This window comes from Paraburkholderia sp. WS6 (assembly GCF_030464835.1).
Taxonomy (GTDB): domain Bacteria; phylum Pseudomonadota; class Gammaproteobacteria; order Burkholderiales; family Burkholderiaceae; genus Paraburkholderia; species Paraburkholderia madseniana.
This window is the reverse complement of sequence record NZ_JALQCK010000061.1, coordinates 18,989-32,862: the sequence shown is the minus strand read 5'-3', so window position 1 is coordinate 32,862 and position 13,874 is coordinate 18,989. Positions and strand designations below refer to the sequence as shown.

Annotated in this window: 12 protein-coding genes; 7 read left to right on the top strand and 5 right to left on the bottom strand. The window is 63.7% G+C overall.

Translation table 11 applies throughout. The features are described 5' to 3' along the window. Positions 1-38: 38 nt before the first annotated feature. Positions 39-1,175 carry an alpha/beta fold hydrolase gene (locus M0D64_RS41215; protein WP_266261855.1) on the bottom strand — a complete coding sequence of 379 codons (1,137 nt, stop codon included), beginning with the start codon at positions 1,173-1,175 and terminating at the stop codon, positions 39-41. A 463-nt stretch (positions 1,176-1,638) separates the two neighbouring features. Here M0D64_RS41215 and glgC point away from each other — a divergent pair, with 463 nt between their 5' ends. The 5 genes from glgC (at position 1,639) to M0D64_RS41190 (ending at position 7,920) form a co-directional block, all read left to right on the top strand. Next, positions 1,639-2,904 (top strand): glucose-1-phosphate adenylyltransferase, encoded by a 1,266-nt coding sequence (gene glgC / locus M0D64_RS41210; protein WP_266261854.1) that lies wholly within the window; start codon positions 1,639-1,641, stop codon positions 2,902-2,904. 106 nt (positions 2,905-3,010) lie between these two features. Further along, positions 3,011-4,471 (top strand): glycogen synthase GlgA, encoded by a 1,461-nt coding sequence (glgA, locus tag M0D64_RS41205; protein ID WP_154565686.1) that lies wholly within the window; start codon positions 3,011-3,013, stop codon positions 4,469-4,471. A 218-nt stretch (positions 4,472-4,689) separates the two neighbouring features. Then, the gene (gene pdxY / locus M0D64_RS41200) at positions 4,690-5,559 is read left to right on the top strand and encodes a pyridoxal kinase PdxY (RefSeq protein WP_154565685.1); all 870 of its coding nucleotides are present in this window, start codon (positions 4,690-4,692) and stop codon (positions 5,557-5,559) included. A gap of 198 nt (positions 5,560-5,757) precedes the next feature. After that, positions 5,758-6,219: a hypothetical protein gene (locus tag M0D64_RS41195; RefSeq protein ID WP_154565684.1), complete on the top strand. Its 462-nt coding sequence runs from the start codon at positions 5,758-5,760 to the stop codon at positions 6,217-6,219. A gap of 549 nt (positions 6,220-6,768) precedes the next feature. Next, positions 6,769-7,920, top strand: coding sequence for a branched-chain amino acid ABC transporter substrate-binding protein (locus M0D64_RS41190; protein ID WP_266261853.1), 1,152 nt, complete (start codon positions 6,769-6,771; stop codon positions 7,918-7,920). Between the two features lie 95 nt (positions 7,921-8,015). On the opposite strand, the gene M0D64_RS41185 is transcribed toward M0D64_RS41190, so the two are convergent. Continuing rightward, positions 8,016-9,920: a DUF3857 and transglutaminase domain-containing protein gene (locus tag M0D64_RS41185; RefSeq protein ID WP_266261852.1), complete on the bottom strand. Its 1,905-nt coding sequence runs from the start codon at positions 9,918-9,920 to the stop codon at positions 8,016-8,018. Beyond that, positions 9,917-10,816: a helix-turn-helix transcriptional regulator gene (locus tag M0D64_RS41180; RefSeq protein WP_266261851.1), complete on the bottom strand. Its 900-nt coding sequence runs from the start codon at positions 10,814-10,816 to the stop codon at positions 9,917-9,919. The genes M0D64_RS41185 and M0D64_RS41180 overlap by 4 nt, the downstream gene beginning before the upstream one ends. 109 nt (positions 10,817-10,925) lie before the next feature. Between M0D64_RS41180 and M0D64_RS41175 the strand changes: the two genes are divergently transcribed. Beyond that, positions 10,926-11,471, top strand: coding sequence for a hypothetical protein (locus M0D64_RS41175; RefSeq protein ID WP_266261850.1), 546 nt, complete (start codon positions 10,926-10,928; stop codon positions 11,469-11,471). A 62-nt stretch (positions 11,472-11,533) separates the two neighbouring features. Here the strand turns inward: M0D64_RS41175 and M0D64_RS41170 are convergent, their stop codons facing one another. Next, a complete protein-coding gene (locus tag M0D64_RS41170; RefSeq protein ID WP_154565679.1) occupies positions 11,534-12,199 on the bottom strand; it encodes a hypothetical protein in 666 nt (221 codons plus the stop codon). Positions 12,200-12,516: 317 nt separating this feature from the next. Here M0D64_RS41170 and M0D64_RS41165 point away from each other — a divergent pair, with 317 nt between their 5' ends. Next, positions 12,517-12,651, top strand: a complete 135-nt coding sequence (locus tag M0D64_RS41165) for a hypothetical protein (protein ID WP_266242397.1) — start codon at positions 12,517-12,519, stop codon at positions 12,649-12,651. A gap of 329 nt (positions 12,652-12,980) precedes the next feature. On the opposite strand, the gene hutG is transcribed toward M0D64_RS41165, so the two are convergent. Continuing rightward, positions 12,981-13,799 carry an N-formylglutamate deformylase gene (gene hutG, locus M0D64_RS41160; RefSeq protein WP_266261849.1) on the bottom strand — a complete coding sequence of 273 codons (819 nt, stop codon included), beginning with the start codon at positions 13,797-13,799 and terminating at the stop codon, positions 12,981-12,983. Positions 13,800-13,874 lie beyond the last annotated feature (75 nt).

Genomic DNA, 13,874 nt, shown 5'->3' with positions numbered 1-13,874 from the left:
CCTGAGTACACGAACATCAGGTTGCCCAGCCGCAATGCTCACCGATTTGCCGGCATCGCCGCCAGGCCATCGAGCAGCGCCTTATGAAACGCCTGCGGGTCCTGCATCTGCGGCGCGTGTCCCAAATCGGCGAATTCGACGAGCGTCGCGTGCGGGATCGCCTTCGCGGCGGCCTTGCCCAGTTCCGGGTAGTGGCCGAGCTTCGCGCGCACCTCGGGCGGCGCTACGTCCTTGCCAATCGCGGTCGTGTCCTTCTGGCCGATCAGCAAAAGCGTCGGCATGCTCAGGTGGCCCAGTTCGTACACCACCGGTTGCGTGTAAATCATGTCGTCCAGCAACGCGGAATTCCACGCCACGACCTGTTTGCCGGGGCCGCGGTACATCCCCGCGAGCATCTGCACCCACGGCTCATAGTCGGCGCGCCACTGGCCGGCGTAATAGGTCGTCTGCTCGTAACGGCGAATGCCGTCCGCAGTCGTCTTCAGTTCGCGCTCGTACCATTGGTCGACCGATAGCGAAGGCACGCCCTTCGCCTTCCAGTCCTCTAGCCCGATCGGATTGACCAACACCAGTTGCTGCGTTTCATGTGGATACATCAGCGCATAGCGGATCGCGAGCATGCCGCCGGTCGAATGGCCGATCACGGTCGCGTCAGTCACACCAAGCGATTCGAGCAGCGCATGCGTATTGCGCGCCAGTTGCTGAAAACTGTACTGGTAGTGCTCGGGCTTGCTCGATTTACAAAAACCGATCTGATCCGGCGCGATCACCCGGTAGCCGGCGTCGCTCAGACGATGAATGGTCGCGTCCCATGTCGCCGCACAAAAGTTCTTGCCGTGCAGCAATACGGCCGTGCGGCCGTTCGCATGCTCCGGCGTGATATCCATGTACGCCATGTGCAGCGCCACGCCTTGGGAAGCGAAGTCGTATTGCTCGACCGGCGCCGGATAGTTGAAGCCCTGCAACTCGGGGCCGTACGCCGGACCGCTGTTATCGACAGCCGCAGCCGGAGTGGCCGCAGGACCGGGTTGAGTGAGAGAACCACCCGCACGCCCCGAACTGGCCGCACTCCCCGCAACGGCCCCACTGGCCGGCGTGGCAGCGAAAGCTCCAGGCGCAGCGGCTAGCGCGCAGGCGCTCAAGATGGCCAACAAAGACTCGCGGCGAAAATTCATCGATCTTTTTCTTGCAAAGGGAAATCAGCGCGAAGCATGCAGGCCGCGGGCGCTGGTAAGCCGATGCCCGCACCCCGTTCGGAGCGGACGATTCTACGACGCGCCGCCGGACTCTGCTGCCGCGCGCGCAGGCTCAGGGCGGCGGCGGCCGGTGTGGCACGCATATTGCCGCCGCTCGCCTTACGCCCTATGTGTCCTCGCGCACGGATGCGTCCTGCGCAAGGGTTGATCGTTCGCAAGGCGGCCGCGCGACTTGCATCCGCACAATTCAGACTATTCGCCCGCGGCAAATCAGTGCTAGAACTAGCAGACGGGCCCGCGAAGACGAAAGCCGCCTGGCAGCACGAATCAATAACGCAGAGCGAGAGAACAAGACCACCCGGGGAATACTAATCAGCAACTATCTTGCATGGGACCGGAGTAAGCGTGAAAGCGCCAACCCCGGTCGACAAAGGAGACAGACATGGAAACTCCGGCACGGCTGAACGATCTGCAACGCACCACCCTCGCCATCGTCCTCGCGGGCGGACGGGGCACGCGGCTCGGGCCGCTCACGAACAAGCGCGTCAAACCAGCGGTGCACTTCGGCGGCAAATACCGGATCATCGACTTCGCGCTCTCCAATTGCCTGAACTCCGGCATCCGCCGCATCGCGGTGGTCACGCAATACAAGGCGCACTCGCTACTGCGCCACCTGCAGCGCGGCTGGGGCTTCCTGCGTGGTGAATTCGGCGAATTCATCGACCTCTGGCCAGCCCAGCAGCGGGTGGAAGGCGCCCACTGGTACCGCGGCACCGCGGACGCGGTGTTCCAGAATCTCGACATCATCCGCTCGATCCGGCCGAAATACGTGGTGGTGCTGGCGGGCGACCACATCTACAAGATGGATTACACGCGCATGATCGCGGATCACGCGGAAAGCGGCGCGGATTGCACGGTCGGCTGCATCGAGGTGCCGCGCATGGACGCCGTGGCCTTCGGCGTGATGGCCGTCGATGAAAACCGCCGCGTCACCGGCTTCGTCGAAAAACCCGCCGATCCGCCCGCCATGCCGGGCCGTCCGGATTCGGCGCTCGCCAGCATGGGCATCTACGTGTTCAGCGCCGATTACCTGTATTCGCTGCTCGAAGAGAACATCTCGAGCGTCGACACCGATCACGACTTCGGCAAGGACATCCTGCCGCGCGTCGTCACGCAGGGCACAGCGATCGCGCATCCGTTCAGCATGTCGTGCGTGTCGTCAGACCCGACCGTAGAGCCGTACTGGCGCGACGTCGGCACGATCGACGCCTATTGGGCAGCCAACCTCGATCTTGCCTCCACCATCCCGACGCTCGACCTGTACGACCGCAACTGGCCGATCTGGACGTATCAGGAACAGTTGCCGCCCGCCAAGTTCGTACGCGACCTGAAAGGCCTGCAAGGCACCGGCAACAATCTGATCGTGTGCGGCGGCTGTGTGATTTCCGGCTCGCAGATTTCGCGCTCGGTGTTGTCGTCGAACGTCAAAGTGAGTTCGTTCTGTAATATCAATGAGGCAGTCTTGTTGCCGCAGGTCACCGTCGGCGCGAGCTGCCGGCTGCAGAAAGTCGTGATTGACCGCGGCTGCACCATTCCGGACGGCACGGTGATCGGCGAAGATCCCGTGGCCGACGCCGAACGCTTCTATCGCACTGACGACGGTGTCGTGCTGGTCACACCCGAGGCGCTGCAGCAGAAGGGGACGTGATCCGCGCCGGAGCGGCAAAACGAACGGGCTGGCGGAGCCTGCCGCCCGTCCTGCCGCTCAATTGGACCTGCCGCAAACCCGCACTAACAGGAACGAGACCGAGCCTATGACGATTCGCGCCCTGCACGTCGCAAGCGAGCTGTATCCCCTCCTCAAAACGGGCGGTCTCGCCGACGTCGCGGGCGCGTTGCCGCCCGCGCTGATCGAGCGCGGCGCCGACGTGCGGGTGCTGCTGCCCGGCTTTCCGGCGGTGGTCGCCGGCTTGGCCGACCTGCGTCCGGTGGCGCAGCTGGGCCGCCGTTTCGACTCGCCGGGTGTCACGCTCGAACAGGGCACGCTGCCGTCGAACGGCCTGATCGTCTACGTCATCCGCGCCGGCTCGCTGTACGACCGGCCCGGCAACCCCTATCTGAACGACGAACACGTACCGTACGGCGACAATGCTCAACGCTTCGCCCTGCTGGGTTGGGTCGCGGCCCAACTGGCTCAGCACCTCGACCCGGCGTGGGCGCCGCAGATCGTCCACGCGCACGACTGGCATGCCGGTCTCGCGCCCGCCTACCTCAAGGCGGCTGAACGGCAGCACGGCCGCTCGTTCGCGCGCAGCGTCTTCACGGTGCACAACCTCGCGTATCAGGGCGTTTTTCCGGCGCATCAGTTCGGCCAGTTGGCGCTGCCGGACGACTTCTTCAACATGCGCGGCGTCGAATTCTATGGGCAGTTGTCGTTTCTCAAGGCAGGTCTCTACTACAGCGACCGCATCACCACAGTCAGCCCGACCTACGCCCGCGAAATCCAGACACTGGCCCAAGGCGGCGGGCTCGACGGGTTGCTGCGTCATCGCTCGCACGATCTGAGCGGCATCCTGAACGGCGTCGACTATTCCGTGTGGAATCCCGCCACCGACGCACTGCTCGAAGATCACTACACAGCCACCCGTCTGGCCGGCAAACTGGCCTGCAAGGAGGCGCTGCAAAAGCGCTTCGGCCTCGCGCAGAAAAGCGACGCTTTGCTATTCGGCGTGGTGAGCCGGCTGACCGAACAGAAAGGCCTTGACCTGCTGCTCGAGGCGGCGCCGGAAATTGTCAAACGCGGCGGCCAACTAGTGGTGTTCGGCACCGGCGACCCGGCGCTCGAAAACGGTTTGAAACGCGTCGCGCATACGCATCCGGAATCGGTGGCGGTCGAACTGGGTTTTGACGAGACACTCGCGCATACGATTGTCGCGGGCAGCGACGTGATCGCGGTGCCGTCGCGCTTCGAGCCCTGCGGACTCACGCAACTGTATGCGCTGGCTTACGGGTCGCTGCCGCTCGTGCATTGCGTCGGCGGCCTCGCGGACACGGTCGTGGACGCGTCGCTCGAAAATCTCGCCGACGACCTCGCTACGGGCTTTGTATTCGAACGATTCGAGCCGAAGGGCCTTGCGGCGGCGATCCGCCGCGCGTTTGCGCTCTATGACCGCCGCACCGAGTGGAAAGCCACGCAACGTCGCGCGATGCATCAGGATTTCGGCTGGGGCGCCTCGGCCGAGCGCTATCTGGCGCTGTATCGGGAACTCGCCTGATCCCTCACCCGTTTGATGGTTCGACGCAACAACACGGGGACGGATCGACTCGCGCGTGACAAACTCATGTATTGTTAGTTGACTATGCAGACCGCGCATTTTTCTTGCACTATCTGAAACAGTCACGCCGCTTCAGGCGCCCGGTCAAAGCCGGTTCGTTACCGCGGCCATCCGTCCGTTCTCATTGATCGCGCAAAACATCTTGCGCGGGCCACACCATGACGAAAAACGTTCTGAGCATCCAGTCACATGTCGTCTTCGGGCACGCCGGCAATAGCGCGGCCGAATTCCCGATGCGGCGGCTCGGCGTCAATGTCTGGCCGCTCAATACCGTGCAGTTTTCGAACCACACGCAATACGGTCATTGGACCGGCGGCGCGATCGAAGCATCGCAGATGGAAGAACTCGTCGAAGGGATCGGCGCGATCGGCATGCTGCCGCGCTGCGACGCCGTGCTGTCCGGCTATCTGGGCACACCCGAGCAGGCGCAGGCGGTGCTGGAGATCGTCAAGGCCGTGAAGGCCGCCAATCCACGCGCGTGGTACTTCTGCGATCCGGTGATGGGCGCCGCGAGCGGCTGCAAGGTCGAGCCGGGCATCCAGGAATTTCTGGTCCGCACCATGCCGACGGTCGCTGACGCCATGGCGCCGAACCATACCGAGTTGCAACGCCTCGTGGGCCGCGAGATCGAGACGCTCGAAGAAGCGGTGGCCGCGTGCCGCGAGGTCATCGCCCGTGGGCCGAAGCTCATGCTGGTCAAACATCTACTCGATCGCAACAGCCCTGCCGACCGTTTCAACATGCTGGTCGTCACCGAGCGCGAAGCGTGGATGGGGCAGCGTCCGCTCTACCCGTTCGCGCGGCAGCCGGTGGGCGTCGGCGATCTGACGAGCGCGGTGTTTGTCGCGCGCACGCTGCTGGGCGATTCGATCCGCGCCGCCTTCGAGCACACGCTGGCCGCGGTGAACGCAGTGGTCAAAGCGACGTGGCAGGCCGGGCGCTATGAACTGGAACTGGTGGCCGCACAGAACGAAATCGCGCAGCCCCGTGAATGGTTCGATGCCTGGGTGGCGGAGGAGACGGCGTAGGCGCGAGGCACCTTGGCGCGGCTCAACACGTAACCGTGCGCCCCGCATCAGTTGCTAGCCGAACCCACACCCGGCACGCGACCCGCGCTTGTCAGCCGGTCGCCCTATAATGCGTGCCGCGTGGGCGAGGCAATCGCCCGCCCACAGCGCATTTTTTTGGGGCGTCCGGGCATCCGGCATTCAGCAGACGAGGCATTGATGGACGGTTATATCCGCAGCGAGCGGGAAGAATTTTTTGAGCAGTTGTGCATCAGTGTCGACGCGGACGAAGCGCACGAGCAGGAAGCGATCGAGTACTTCGAGAACCAGTTCGACCAGGCCGACTTCGATCCCGCACAGTGGCTCGACATCGCGCTTTTCTATTCGCCGGCGGTGGCGCGCGGCATCGTCGAAATGGTGACGCCCGACGACAAGGCGCGCAGCAACATCGCCGAAATCATCGCCGACAATCTCGACATTTCGTACGGCGAAGACGAGTGCCAGCAGTTCGCCGAGACTATCGAATTCGCGCTGAACAACGGCGTGCCGGTGGACCTCGACCTGGTGCTCGACGGTTGCCAGCGCGCAATCGACGATCTCGACACCTGGGCCGACGAAGAAACCAAGGCGCCCATCCTGCGTCTGCGTGAAGAGTTGCTGCGCCAGCAAGGCGAGCAGTGAGGGCGTCGTTTTAGCCCGCCGTCAGTTGCTTCTTTTGCTTCTGTCGTTTTTCCGGCGAGCCCGCGCAGGTTTGTTTCCGCGGCTGTGCCACGGTAGTAAGGCCGGCGCGCTCGCGCCGGTTTCTCGAGCGCCATCTCCAGGCCGCATCCCCGCCGTTTGTTCGGCCGCATATCGCGCCCTGTTTCTTAAGCATATGCCGCAATCCGCACCCGCGCGCCGCCGCTGACAGGCCGCCAGCCCAAGCGCTGTGCGGCCTATGCCGAAATGCTCATTCAAAGCGCCGCGAACTGCCAAGACGGTCGCAAATTGGCTTTCTATATTCGCGCCAGATTGACGGGCATATGAACGCCACTGCGCGTCCCCAGGAGGACTTCCATGGACGCCCCCGAGGGGATTTCCTATGGGCGTATTCCAGCATTGTTAATGGTGACCGATCATCCGTATCTTTGATGACGCGCGCCATGCGAAGTCAAACCAATGCTTGCGCGTCGATCCAGTGTTACAGCCTTACCGCTTTCACACCTGAAACTGTCGATGGAGAGAAAGACCATGAGTCTTCGCAACACGCTGAAACCGCTTGCTCTGTTCGTTGGCGCTACCTTCGCGATCGCGCCGCTGGCCAGTTTCGCCGACGACCTGCCGGTGAAGATCGGCTTCGCCGCGCCGCTGACGGGTGCCAACGCCGGCTACGGGAAGGATCTGGAGAACGGTGTCCGGCTTGCAATCGAGGAAGCCAACGCGCAGAAGATCAAGATCGGCGACAAGGTCGCGCAATTCCAGCTCGTCTCCGAGGACGACCAGGCCGACCCGCGCGTCGGCGTGCAGGCCGCGCAGAAGCTGGTCGACGCGGGGGTATCCGTGGTCGTGGGCCACTTCAATTCGGGCACGACGATTCCTGCCTCGCAGGTGTACGAACAGGCCGGTGTTCCGGTGATCGACCCGGCCGCCACCAATCCGATCATTACCGGGCGAGGCTTCGCGAACACCTTCATGGTGATTTCCACCGATGCGCAAAACGCCGGCAACGCGGGCGTCTACGCCGTCGAGGTGACGAAGGCCAAACGCATTGCGATCATCGACGACCGCACCGCCTTCGGCCAGGGCGAGGCCGACGAGTTCGAGAAAGCGGTGAAAGCGCATGGCGGCAACATCGTGACGCGCGAATACACCGACAATCACGCGGTGGACTTCAGCACGCAGATCACCAAGATCAAGGCGACCAATGCGGATCTGATTTTCTTCGGTGGCCTGGATACGCAGGCGGCCGGCTTCGCGAAGCGGATGAAGCAACTGGGGATGAACGCGCAGTTGGTGGGGGGTGGCGGCGTGATGGACCAGGACTTCATCAAGCTCGCCGGCGATCCGTCCGAAGGCGCGATGGCCTGGGAATACGGCAGACCGTTGGCCCAATTGCCGGGCGGCAAGGACTTCTCCGCGAAGTTCAAGAAGCGCTTCGGAGTGGATATCCTGTCGTACGCGCCGTTTGGGTATGACGGGGCATGGGCCGCGATCAAGGCGATGCAGCAGGCAAAATCCACCTCGCCGGCGGTCTACCGGCCGGTGCTCAAGACACTCGATTACGACGGCGTGACCGGGAAGATTTCTTTCGATAGCACCGGGGCGTTGAAAAGCGGCGCTTCCACGCTGTATCAGGTCAAGAGCGGTGCCTGGGTGCCTATCGTGACCAAGAGCGGAAGTTAAGCGTCTCTTTTTGCCCATGACGGCGTGGTTGTTCATGCGGCAGTGGCGGTACTTCTTTACCGCCACTGCCGTGGGCACTGCCGATGCCGTACGTGCTACCTGACCGCCTTCAACACCACCTCGGCGTCGAGATCCCGTTCGATCCGGATCAGATCATCCTTCACGCCGGCAAATTCATCGGCAGAGCACATCTGATGGCCAAACGCGGCTCGCAGGTGTCGCCTGACCTGCAAGACCCGCGCGGCAGGATCGAACACGTAGCGAGAAGAAAACTCGAAGAAACGATCCTTCACCACGGCATCCGGCGGCACATCCGTCACGCGGGCGAACCTCGGCAGTGTCATCGCCAGCGTTTCATCGAATTCCCCGCCGATGCACGCCCAGGGCTGCGTCCTCGCAGGCTCCGCCAGCCATGCCTGCACCTGCCCGGCCATTCCGCCGGACAAGCTCGTCAGGGCCGGTACAGCGGTCGTCCCATCGGTCCAGACAAAATGTGCCACCCGTCCCTGCATCGACGTGGAAAAAGGTCCATCAGTCGAGGTCAGATCGCCCGTGCGCAACTGCGCTGTGCCATGCAGGCCCGTCAGCAATAGACGATTCGCCGCAATCTGTTGCGTGCGCTGCCGCGTTGCCCGTCGAAACATATTGCGTTCCAACTCCGCGGTATAGCCGGCGTCTTCCACGCGATAGGCGTAGTTCGCCGCCCCGTTCTCGTCGACGTCGATCTGCAGGCGCGCCGTGCGCTCGCGCAACTGGGTGGCCGGTGTGCGCGCCAACACGCCCTCGTCGACCAGCAAAACGGGCCGATCCATCACGCTCGGCGACAAATAGCCAAAACTCATGCCGCCTGCCGTGGTGTCGGCAAATAGCGATAGATCAGGAATCCAGACGATTGCATGATTGATCGCGCTTTCGCCGTAGCCGGGCACCGCCGGCAAACTGTAGTACGGCCCGAGATTGAGCAGGACGGCCTCGCGGCGGATGCCGACCGCGGCGAGAAGCGCGCCGTACAACGCGACGTGGTCCTTGCAGTCGCCATAGCGGTTGTGCAGGATGTCGATCGCCTTATGCGGGATCGCCGCCGTCTCGCCGAGAAACAGCGCAACGTAGCGAATATTCAGGCGCATCCAGTCGAACAGGACCTGTGCCTTCGCACGCGGATCGCTCACCTCTGCGGTCAGGCTCCGTGCGAGTTGAACGATGGCCGGGTCGCTCATCGTCGCGTCGGCCGCAGGGCCGCGATAACGCGCGGCGAAACTCGCGAAGTCCGGCACGGTCGACACCATCAGCCGGTCGCCCCAGTTCGCATAGCCCACCGCGCCCGCTTCGAGCGGCGCATACGGGCCGTGCTGGTAATCGAACTCGTAGCGGGTGCGGCCGTTTGCCGTGACCGGCGGCAGCGCGACGTAGCCGCGCGCATCGGCATAAAGCGGCACGTCGGCGGGCAGGTCGAAGATCAGGCGCTGCATCTCGACAGGCTCGCGCGTCGGTTCGACCAGGTACGCGAACGTGCCGGCCTGCAGAGGCTTCGTGCGCGTCTTGCGAAACGCCAGATGCACGCGCGAGCCGGGTTCGACGCCCGGAAAGATCACCGTGCGCAACACGCCGTCTTCGAAACTCGGTGCGCCCGCGGAGCGGGGTTCCTGCACGTCGCGGATCGCTTCAGGCCCGACCGGATGCGCGACGCGGTTCGGGTCGATCGTTTCCGCGGTCAACAGTTGCACCTGCTCGATGTCCTTGTTGAACCACACGTAGCGTTGCGCGATATCGTCGACGCCGCTCGTCGTGTTGGCCCGCAGGACCGTGTCGTCATGTTCTTCGACGGAGCCGTCTTTCTGGATCACGAAGAGGTGGACGTCGCGCTCTGTCGTCGAGGGGGAGAGGTCGTCGTTCGAGGTGCTGGAGGTGTTCAAAACACTGCCCTCAGCAAGCGCGTTGGTTGCACACGCAACCAACGCCAACGCGGCGGTCAGCGCCACGAACGCGCACCACCGCGTCATGCGCGACGCGCCCTGCCTCGCGCGCGCCACGCACGCGGACTCGACGCAAACTCCGCGCGAAATGCGTGATTGAAATTCGACAGATCGTTGAAGCCGCAATCGAGCGCGATATCGACAATCTTTGCGCTGTCGTCGTCAAGGCGCAGCGCTGCTGCTCGCAAGCGCGCCCGCAGCACATATTGATGCGGCGTCACGCCGGTTACGCGCTGGAACGTGCGCAGGAAGTAGAACTCGCTCAGGCCCGCCGCGGCAGCGAGGCTCGTCAGCGTATGCGTGGCGCCTGGCGTGTCGTCGATCAGGCGCACCGTCTGCGCCACGCGCGACCAGGCCGCGGCGCTTGCAGGCGGTTCCGCGCGCTTCAATGCACCCGCCGCGTTGAGCGTCGCGACGGCCACTTCGACCGCGAGTTCGTCCCACACCGCGCCGCCCGTATCCAGGGCGCCGGCACAGGCCCGCGCGATCAGCGGCGACAACGCAGGTAGCGACGGAATGCGCGCGCGCCTGAAGTTCAGATCGCCGCTCGCGATGCCCGCGTCCGCGGCAAGCCGCTCGAAGTACGCCGGCGCATAGCGGAAGGCAATGCAGCGATCGCCGGGCGCATGCCGATGGCCGCATTCGAAGCAGTCACCCGTATTGCCAAGCAACAGTGCGCCGGGGGTGAGCAACGCGCGTCCCGTCGCGGTCCGGTAGCCGAACGAACCGGCGACCACCATCGCGATGCACACGCCCGCGTGCCGTTCCTCGAACGGCTGGTCGTGCGGGCCGAAGGTGCAAAGGATGTCCGCGACATCCCAGCTCGCGCCTTGGGCCAGCGGACGCGCGCTTGTGCTGCCGCGCGTGCCTTCCCGCGCGCGCTGCGCGAGCGCCTGCTGCAAAGTGACGGCAATTTTCCCCAAGATGCACCTCGGCTGAGTCCGTATCGTCGTTTTAGCACATCGGCGGCCGGCGCGGTTTTGCCCGTTCCGGCGATTGCGCTTTCACTGAACGCTCGAAGGAGCACATACGATGAACATGGTGGACGACACCGTCGAGCGCGGCTTTCACGCCGCCTTGACCGCCCCGGCGCGGGCCGCCGACATCGATGCCGCCGACGACCTCTACGGCTGGCTGATCGGCAGTTGGGACATGGACGTGCTGCATTACCGCGTCGACCTCGGCAACGCGCGCCGCCGCGGCGAGATTCATTTCGGCTGGGTGCTGGAGGGGCGTGCCGTGCAGGACGTGTGGATCATGCCGCCACGCAGCGAACATCATGCGGGGCTCGCTGCCGCCGACACCATGTACGGCACCACGCTGCGGGTGTGGGACCCGGCGCTGCGCGCGTGGCGCGTGACTTACATGAATCCGCTGACCGGCCAGCGCGATGAGCTGATCGGCCGGCGCGTCGGCAATGATCTCGTGCAGATCGGCACGCACGCCGACGGCACACCGATTCGATGGAATTTCACCGATATCACGAGGGATTCGTTCCGCTGGACCGGCGTCGCGCTGGCGCAGGATGGCGTGACGTGGACGCTCGAGGCGGAATTTCACGCACGGCGCAGGCGTTAGGGTGCGGCCGGACGACCAGGAGATTCAAGCCTGCATGCAACAAAGACGCCGAGTTGCAGGCGTCAATCCCCTCCCCCAATGTGCGCGAGCAAGGCCTGCAAGCGCTCCACATGCCTGAGCAGCAAATGCCGATGCTTTTCGATCTGCTCCAGCCGGCCAGCCAGGTCCGCCTGAATCGGGTGGTCGAGATCGGCGGCGGCGATCACGTCCTCCACTTTCGATCGCATCGATGCAAGGTCCACCGGCATCTGGCTCAAATGCCGCTCGAAGCGCCGCACGTCCTGCATCGCCAGATCGCGGACCTTGCGGAAGTGGGCCTGACGCCGATGCGCTTCGGCGTCGAGCGTCTCTTCTTCCACGCGTTTGGCCGGACCCGTCTGGCCGAAAATCGGCTCGGGCGGGCGCAGCACCGTCTTCTTGCGCACCGGATGCGCCGTGCCGCGAAAACGCGCAAGCGGCTGTTCGTTGTCGATTGCTTCGCGCGCCTTGGCCGGTATGTCCTCCCCGGTATGCGACACGTTCATCCAGCCATTCGGCAAGCCCGTCACCGCCTCGATACCGCGTACGAACTCCTCGCTGAATTCGCGCTGGCCGGACAAGATCAATTTCAGGTAGCTGGCGGAAAAGGTCATCATGCGTGCGAGACGCGTCGCGGCGCCGACCTCGCGGGTCAGCAGCACCAGGTTCGCTCGCCAGACCGGGAGCAGCAATTCGTCGGAATCTTCCATCGCTGGGTCTTCCATCTTTTTGCCCGATGTATGGATGACGGGTTGGCACACGTCATCGTTCTGAAAGGGTAGCCGCTTCAGCGCATGGCGCGCAATGCCCGCGCGCGCATTCCGCGACGCTCGATGTGCCGAAACGACACGCTGCCGCGCCCCGCTGTCCAGGGATAAAACGCCTCACAGCTCGGCGTTTTGAGTTGACCCATGCATTCGGTCGGCGTTCCTCCGCTGCGTGCGCGATGTGTGGCATTCTTTTGACCCGTTGCGGCACGCCGCGTGCTGCAGCGTTAGCACCACCACCATGATTTAAGGATTTTGTAATGAAGAAACTCGTTCTCGCTATCGCAGCAACCGTCGTCACCCTGAGCGCGATCGCTCCCGCCCAGGCTTATGAACACCACCGCGAATGCCACAAGGTGCGCGTCCACCATCACTGGGAACGTCACTGCCACTGATCGTTATGCGGCGCCCCATACGGCGCGCATCGGAAAGCCTCGCCAAAAGCGAGGCTTTTTTGTGGCCGCTCCGTTTCAACGAGGCGCGGGTCAAAGCCCCGCGAGTCCACAACCCCGCGGTTCACCCTTAAACCAATCCTTCGACGCTCTATACGTTCGGCGCGAACGCCGCAGCATGCAATCACGGACACATGCTGTTACACCTTTGCGGTGTGAGCCGACGCGGTCGCGGCCTCGCGGAATGCGAAGCGCGGCGAACCGCACGGAAAAGATGAAATGGATACCGCGGACAGCAGCGACATCAGGCCGCTACGATCGAACTGCCGTCGTCAAGCTGCCCTAACGCGCTCCAACGCCGTCGTCACAAGTTCTTCCAGCAAAGGCTCGACCTTTGCAGCCAGCGCGTCGTCATACGCATACGGCATCTGCTCCTCCATATACGTAATCTGCGACAACTCGAGTTGTACCGCGTGCACACCCTGCGACGGCTGCCCGTACTGCCGCGTGATATAGCCGCCCTTAAACCGCCCATTGGCGACAGCAGAGTACCCGCCATGCCGCCCGACCACAGCAGCCAATTCCTCGCCCAATCCAGCCACCGCGCTGGCGCCGTTCGACGTGCCGAAGTTGAAATCGGGCAGACGTCCTTCGAAAAAACGCGGCACGTGCGAGCGAATCGAATGCGCTTCCCACAGCAGCACCTTGCCGTGCTTCGCCTTCAGCGCGGCCAGTTCGCCCGTCAGCGCGTCGTGATAGGGCTTCCAGTAAGCATCGCGGCGACGCGCGACTTCGGCCTCGCTCGGCAGATGGCCGTCGAGGTACAAGGGTTCCTTGTCGAAGGTATCGACCGGCAGCAAGCCGGTGGTGTCCTGCCCCGGATACAGATTCGCGCCGTCGGGCGGACGGTTCAGGTCGATCACATAACGCGCGTAGGTCGGCGACAGGATCGACGCGCCCATGCGTTTCGCAAACGCGTAGAGACGGTCGAGATGCCAGTCGCAGTCGTCGGTGCGCTGCGCGACCGGCGTCATCGTTGCGGCGATATCGGCGGGGATTTGCGTGCCCAGATGTGGGATCGAAATCAGCAACGGCAAACTTCCCTGATGCAGCGATAGAACCGGCGGAGTAGTAGTAGACGAAGCAGTCATGTCAGTCCGGAATCGATGGGATCGATAAAAATCGAAGGCTCAGCGTGTTCAGCCATTCATGCGAGCATTTCGCTT

What these genes read in the sequence shown, in the direction of transcription:
- M0D64_RS41215 (WP_266261855.1), bottom strand. Translation starts at nt 1,175, where the DNA reads ATGAATTTTCGCCGCGAGTCTTTGTTGGCCATCTTGAGCGCCTGCGCG.
- glgC (WP_266261854.1), top strand. Translation starts at nt 1,639, where the DNA reads ATGGAAACTCCGGCACGGCTGAACGATCTGCAACGCACCACCCTCGCC.
- glgA (WP_154565686.1), top strand. Translation starts at nt 3,011, where the DNA reads ATGACGATTCGCGCCCTGCACGTCGCAAGCGAGCTGTATCCCCTCCTC.
- pdxY (WP_154565685.1), top strand. Translation starts at nt 4,690, where the DNA reads ATGACGAAAAACGTTCTGAGCATCCAGTCACATGTCGTCTTCGGGCAC.
- M0D64_RS41195 (WP_154565684.1), top strand. Translation starts at nt 5,758, where the DNA reads ATGGACGGTTATATCCGCAGCGAGCGGGAAGAATTTTTTGAGCAGTTG.
- M0D64_RS41190 (WP_266261853.1), top strand. Translation starts at nt 6,769, where the DNA reads ATGAGTCTTCGCAACACGCTGAAACCGCTTGCTCTGTTCGTTGGCGCT.
- M0D64_RS41185 (WP_266261852.1), bottom strand. Translation starts at nt 9,920, where the DNA reads ATGACGCGGTGGTGCGCGTTCGTGGCGCTGACCGCCGCGTTGGCGTTG.
- M0D64_RS41175 (WP_266261850.1), top strand. Translation starts at nt 10,926, where the DNA reads ATGAACATGGTGGACGACACCGTCGAGCGCGGCTTTCACGCCGCCTTG.
- M0D64_RS41170 (WP_154565679.1), bottom strand. Translation starts at nt 12,199, where the DNA reads ATGGAAGATTCCGACGAATTGCTGCTCCCGGTCTGGCGAGCGAACCTG.
- M0D64_RS41165 (WP_266242397.1), top strand. Translation starts at nt 12,517, where the DNA reads ATGAAGAAACTCGTTCTCGCTATCGCAGCAACCGTCGTCACCCTGAGC.
- hutG (WP_266261849.1), bottom strand. Translation starts at nt 13,799, where the DNA reads ATGACTGCTTCGTCTACTACTACTCCGCCGGTTCTATCGCTGCATCAG.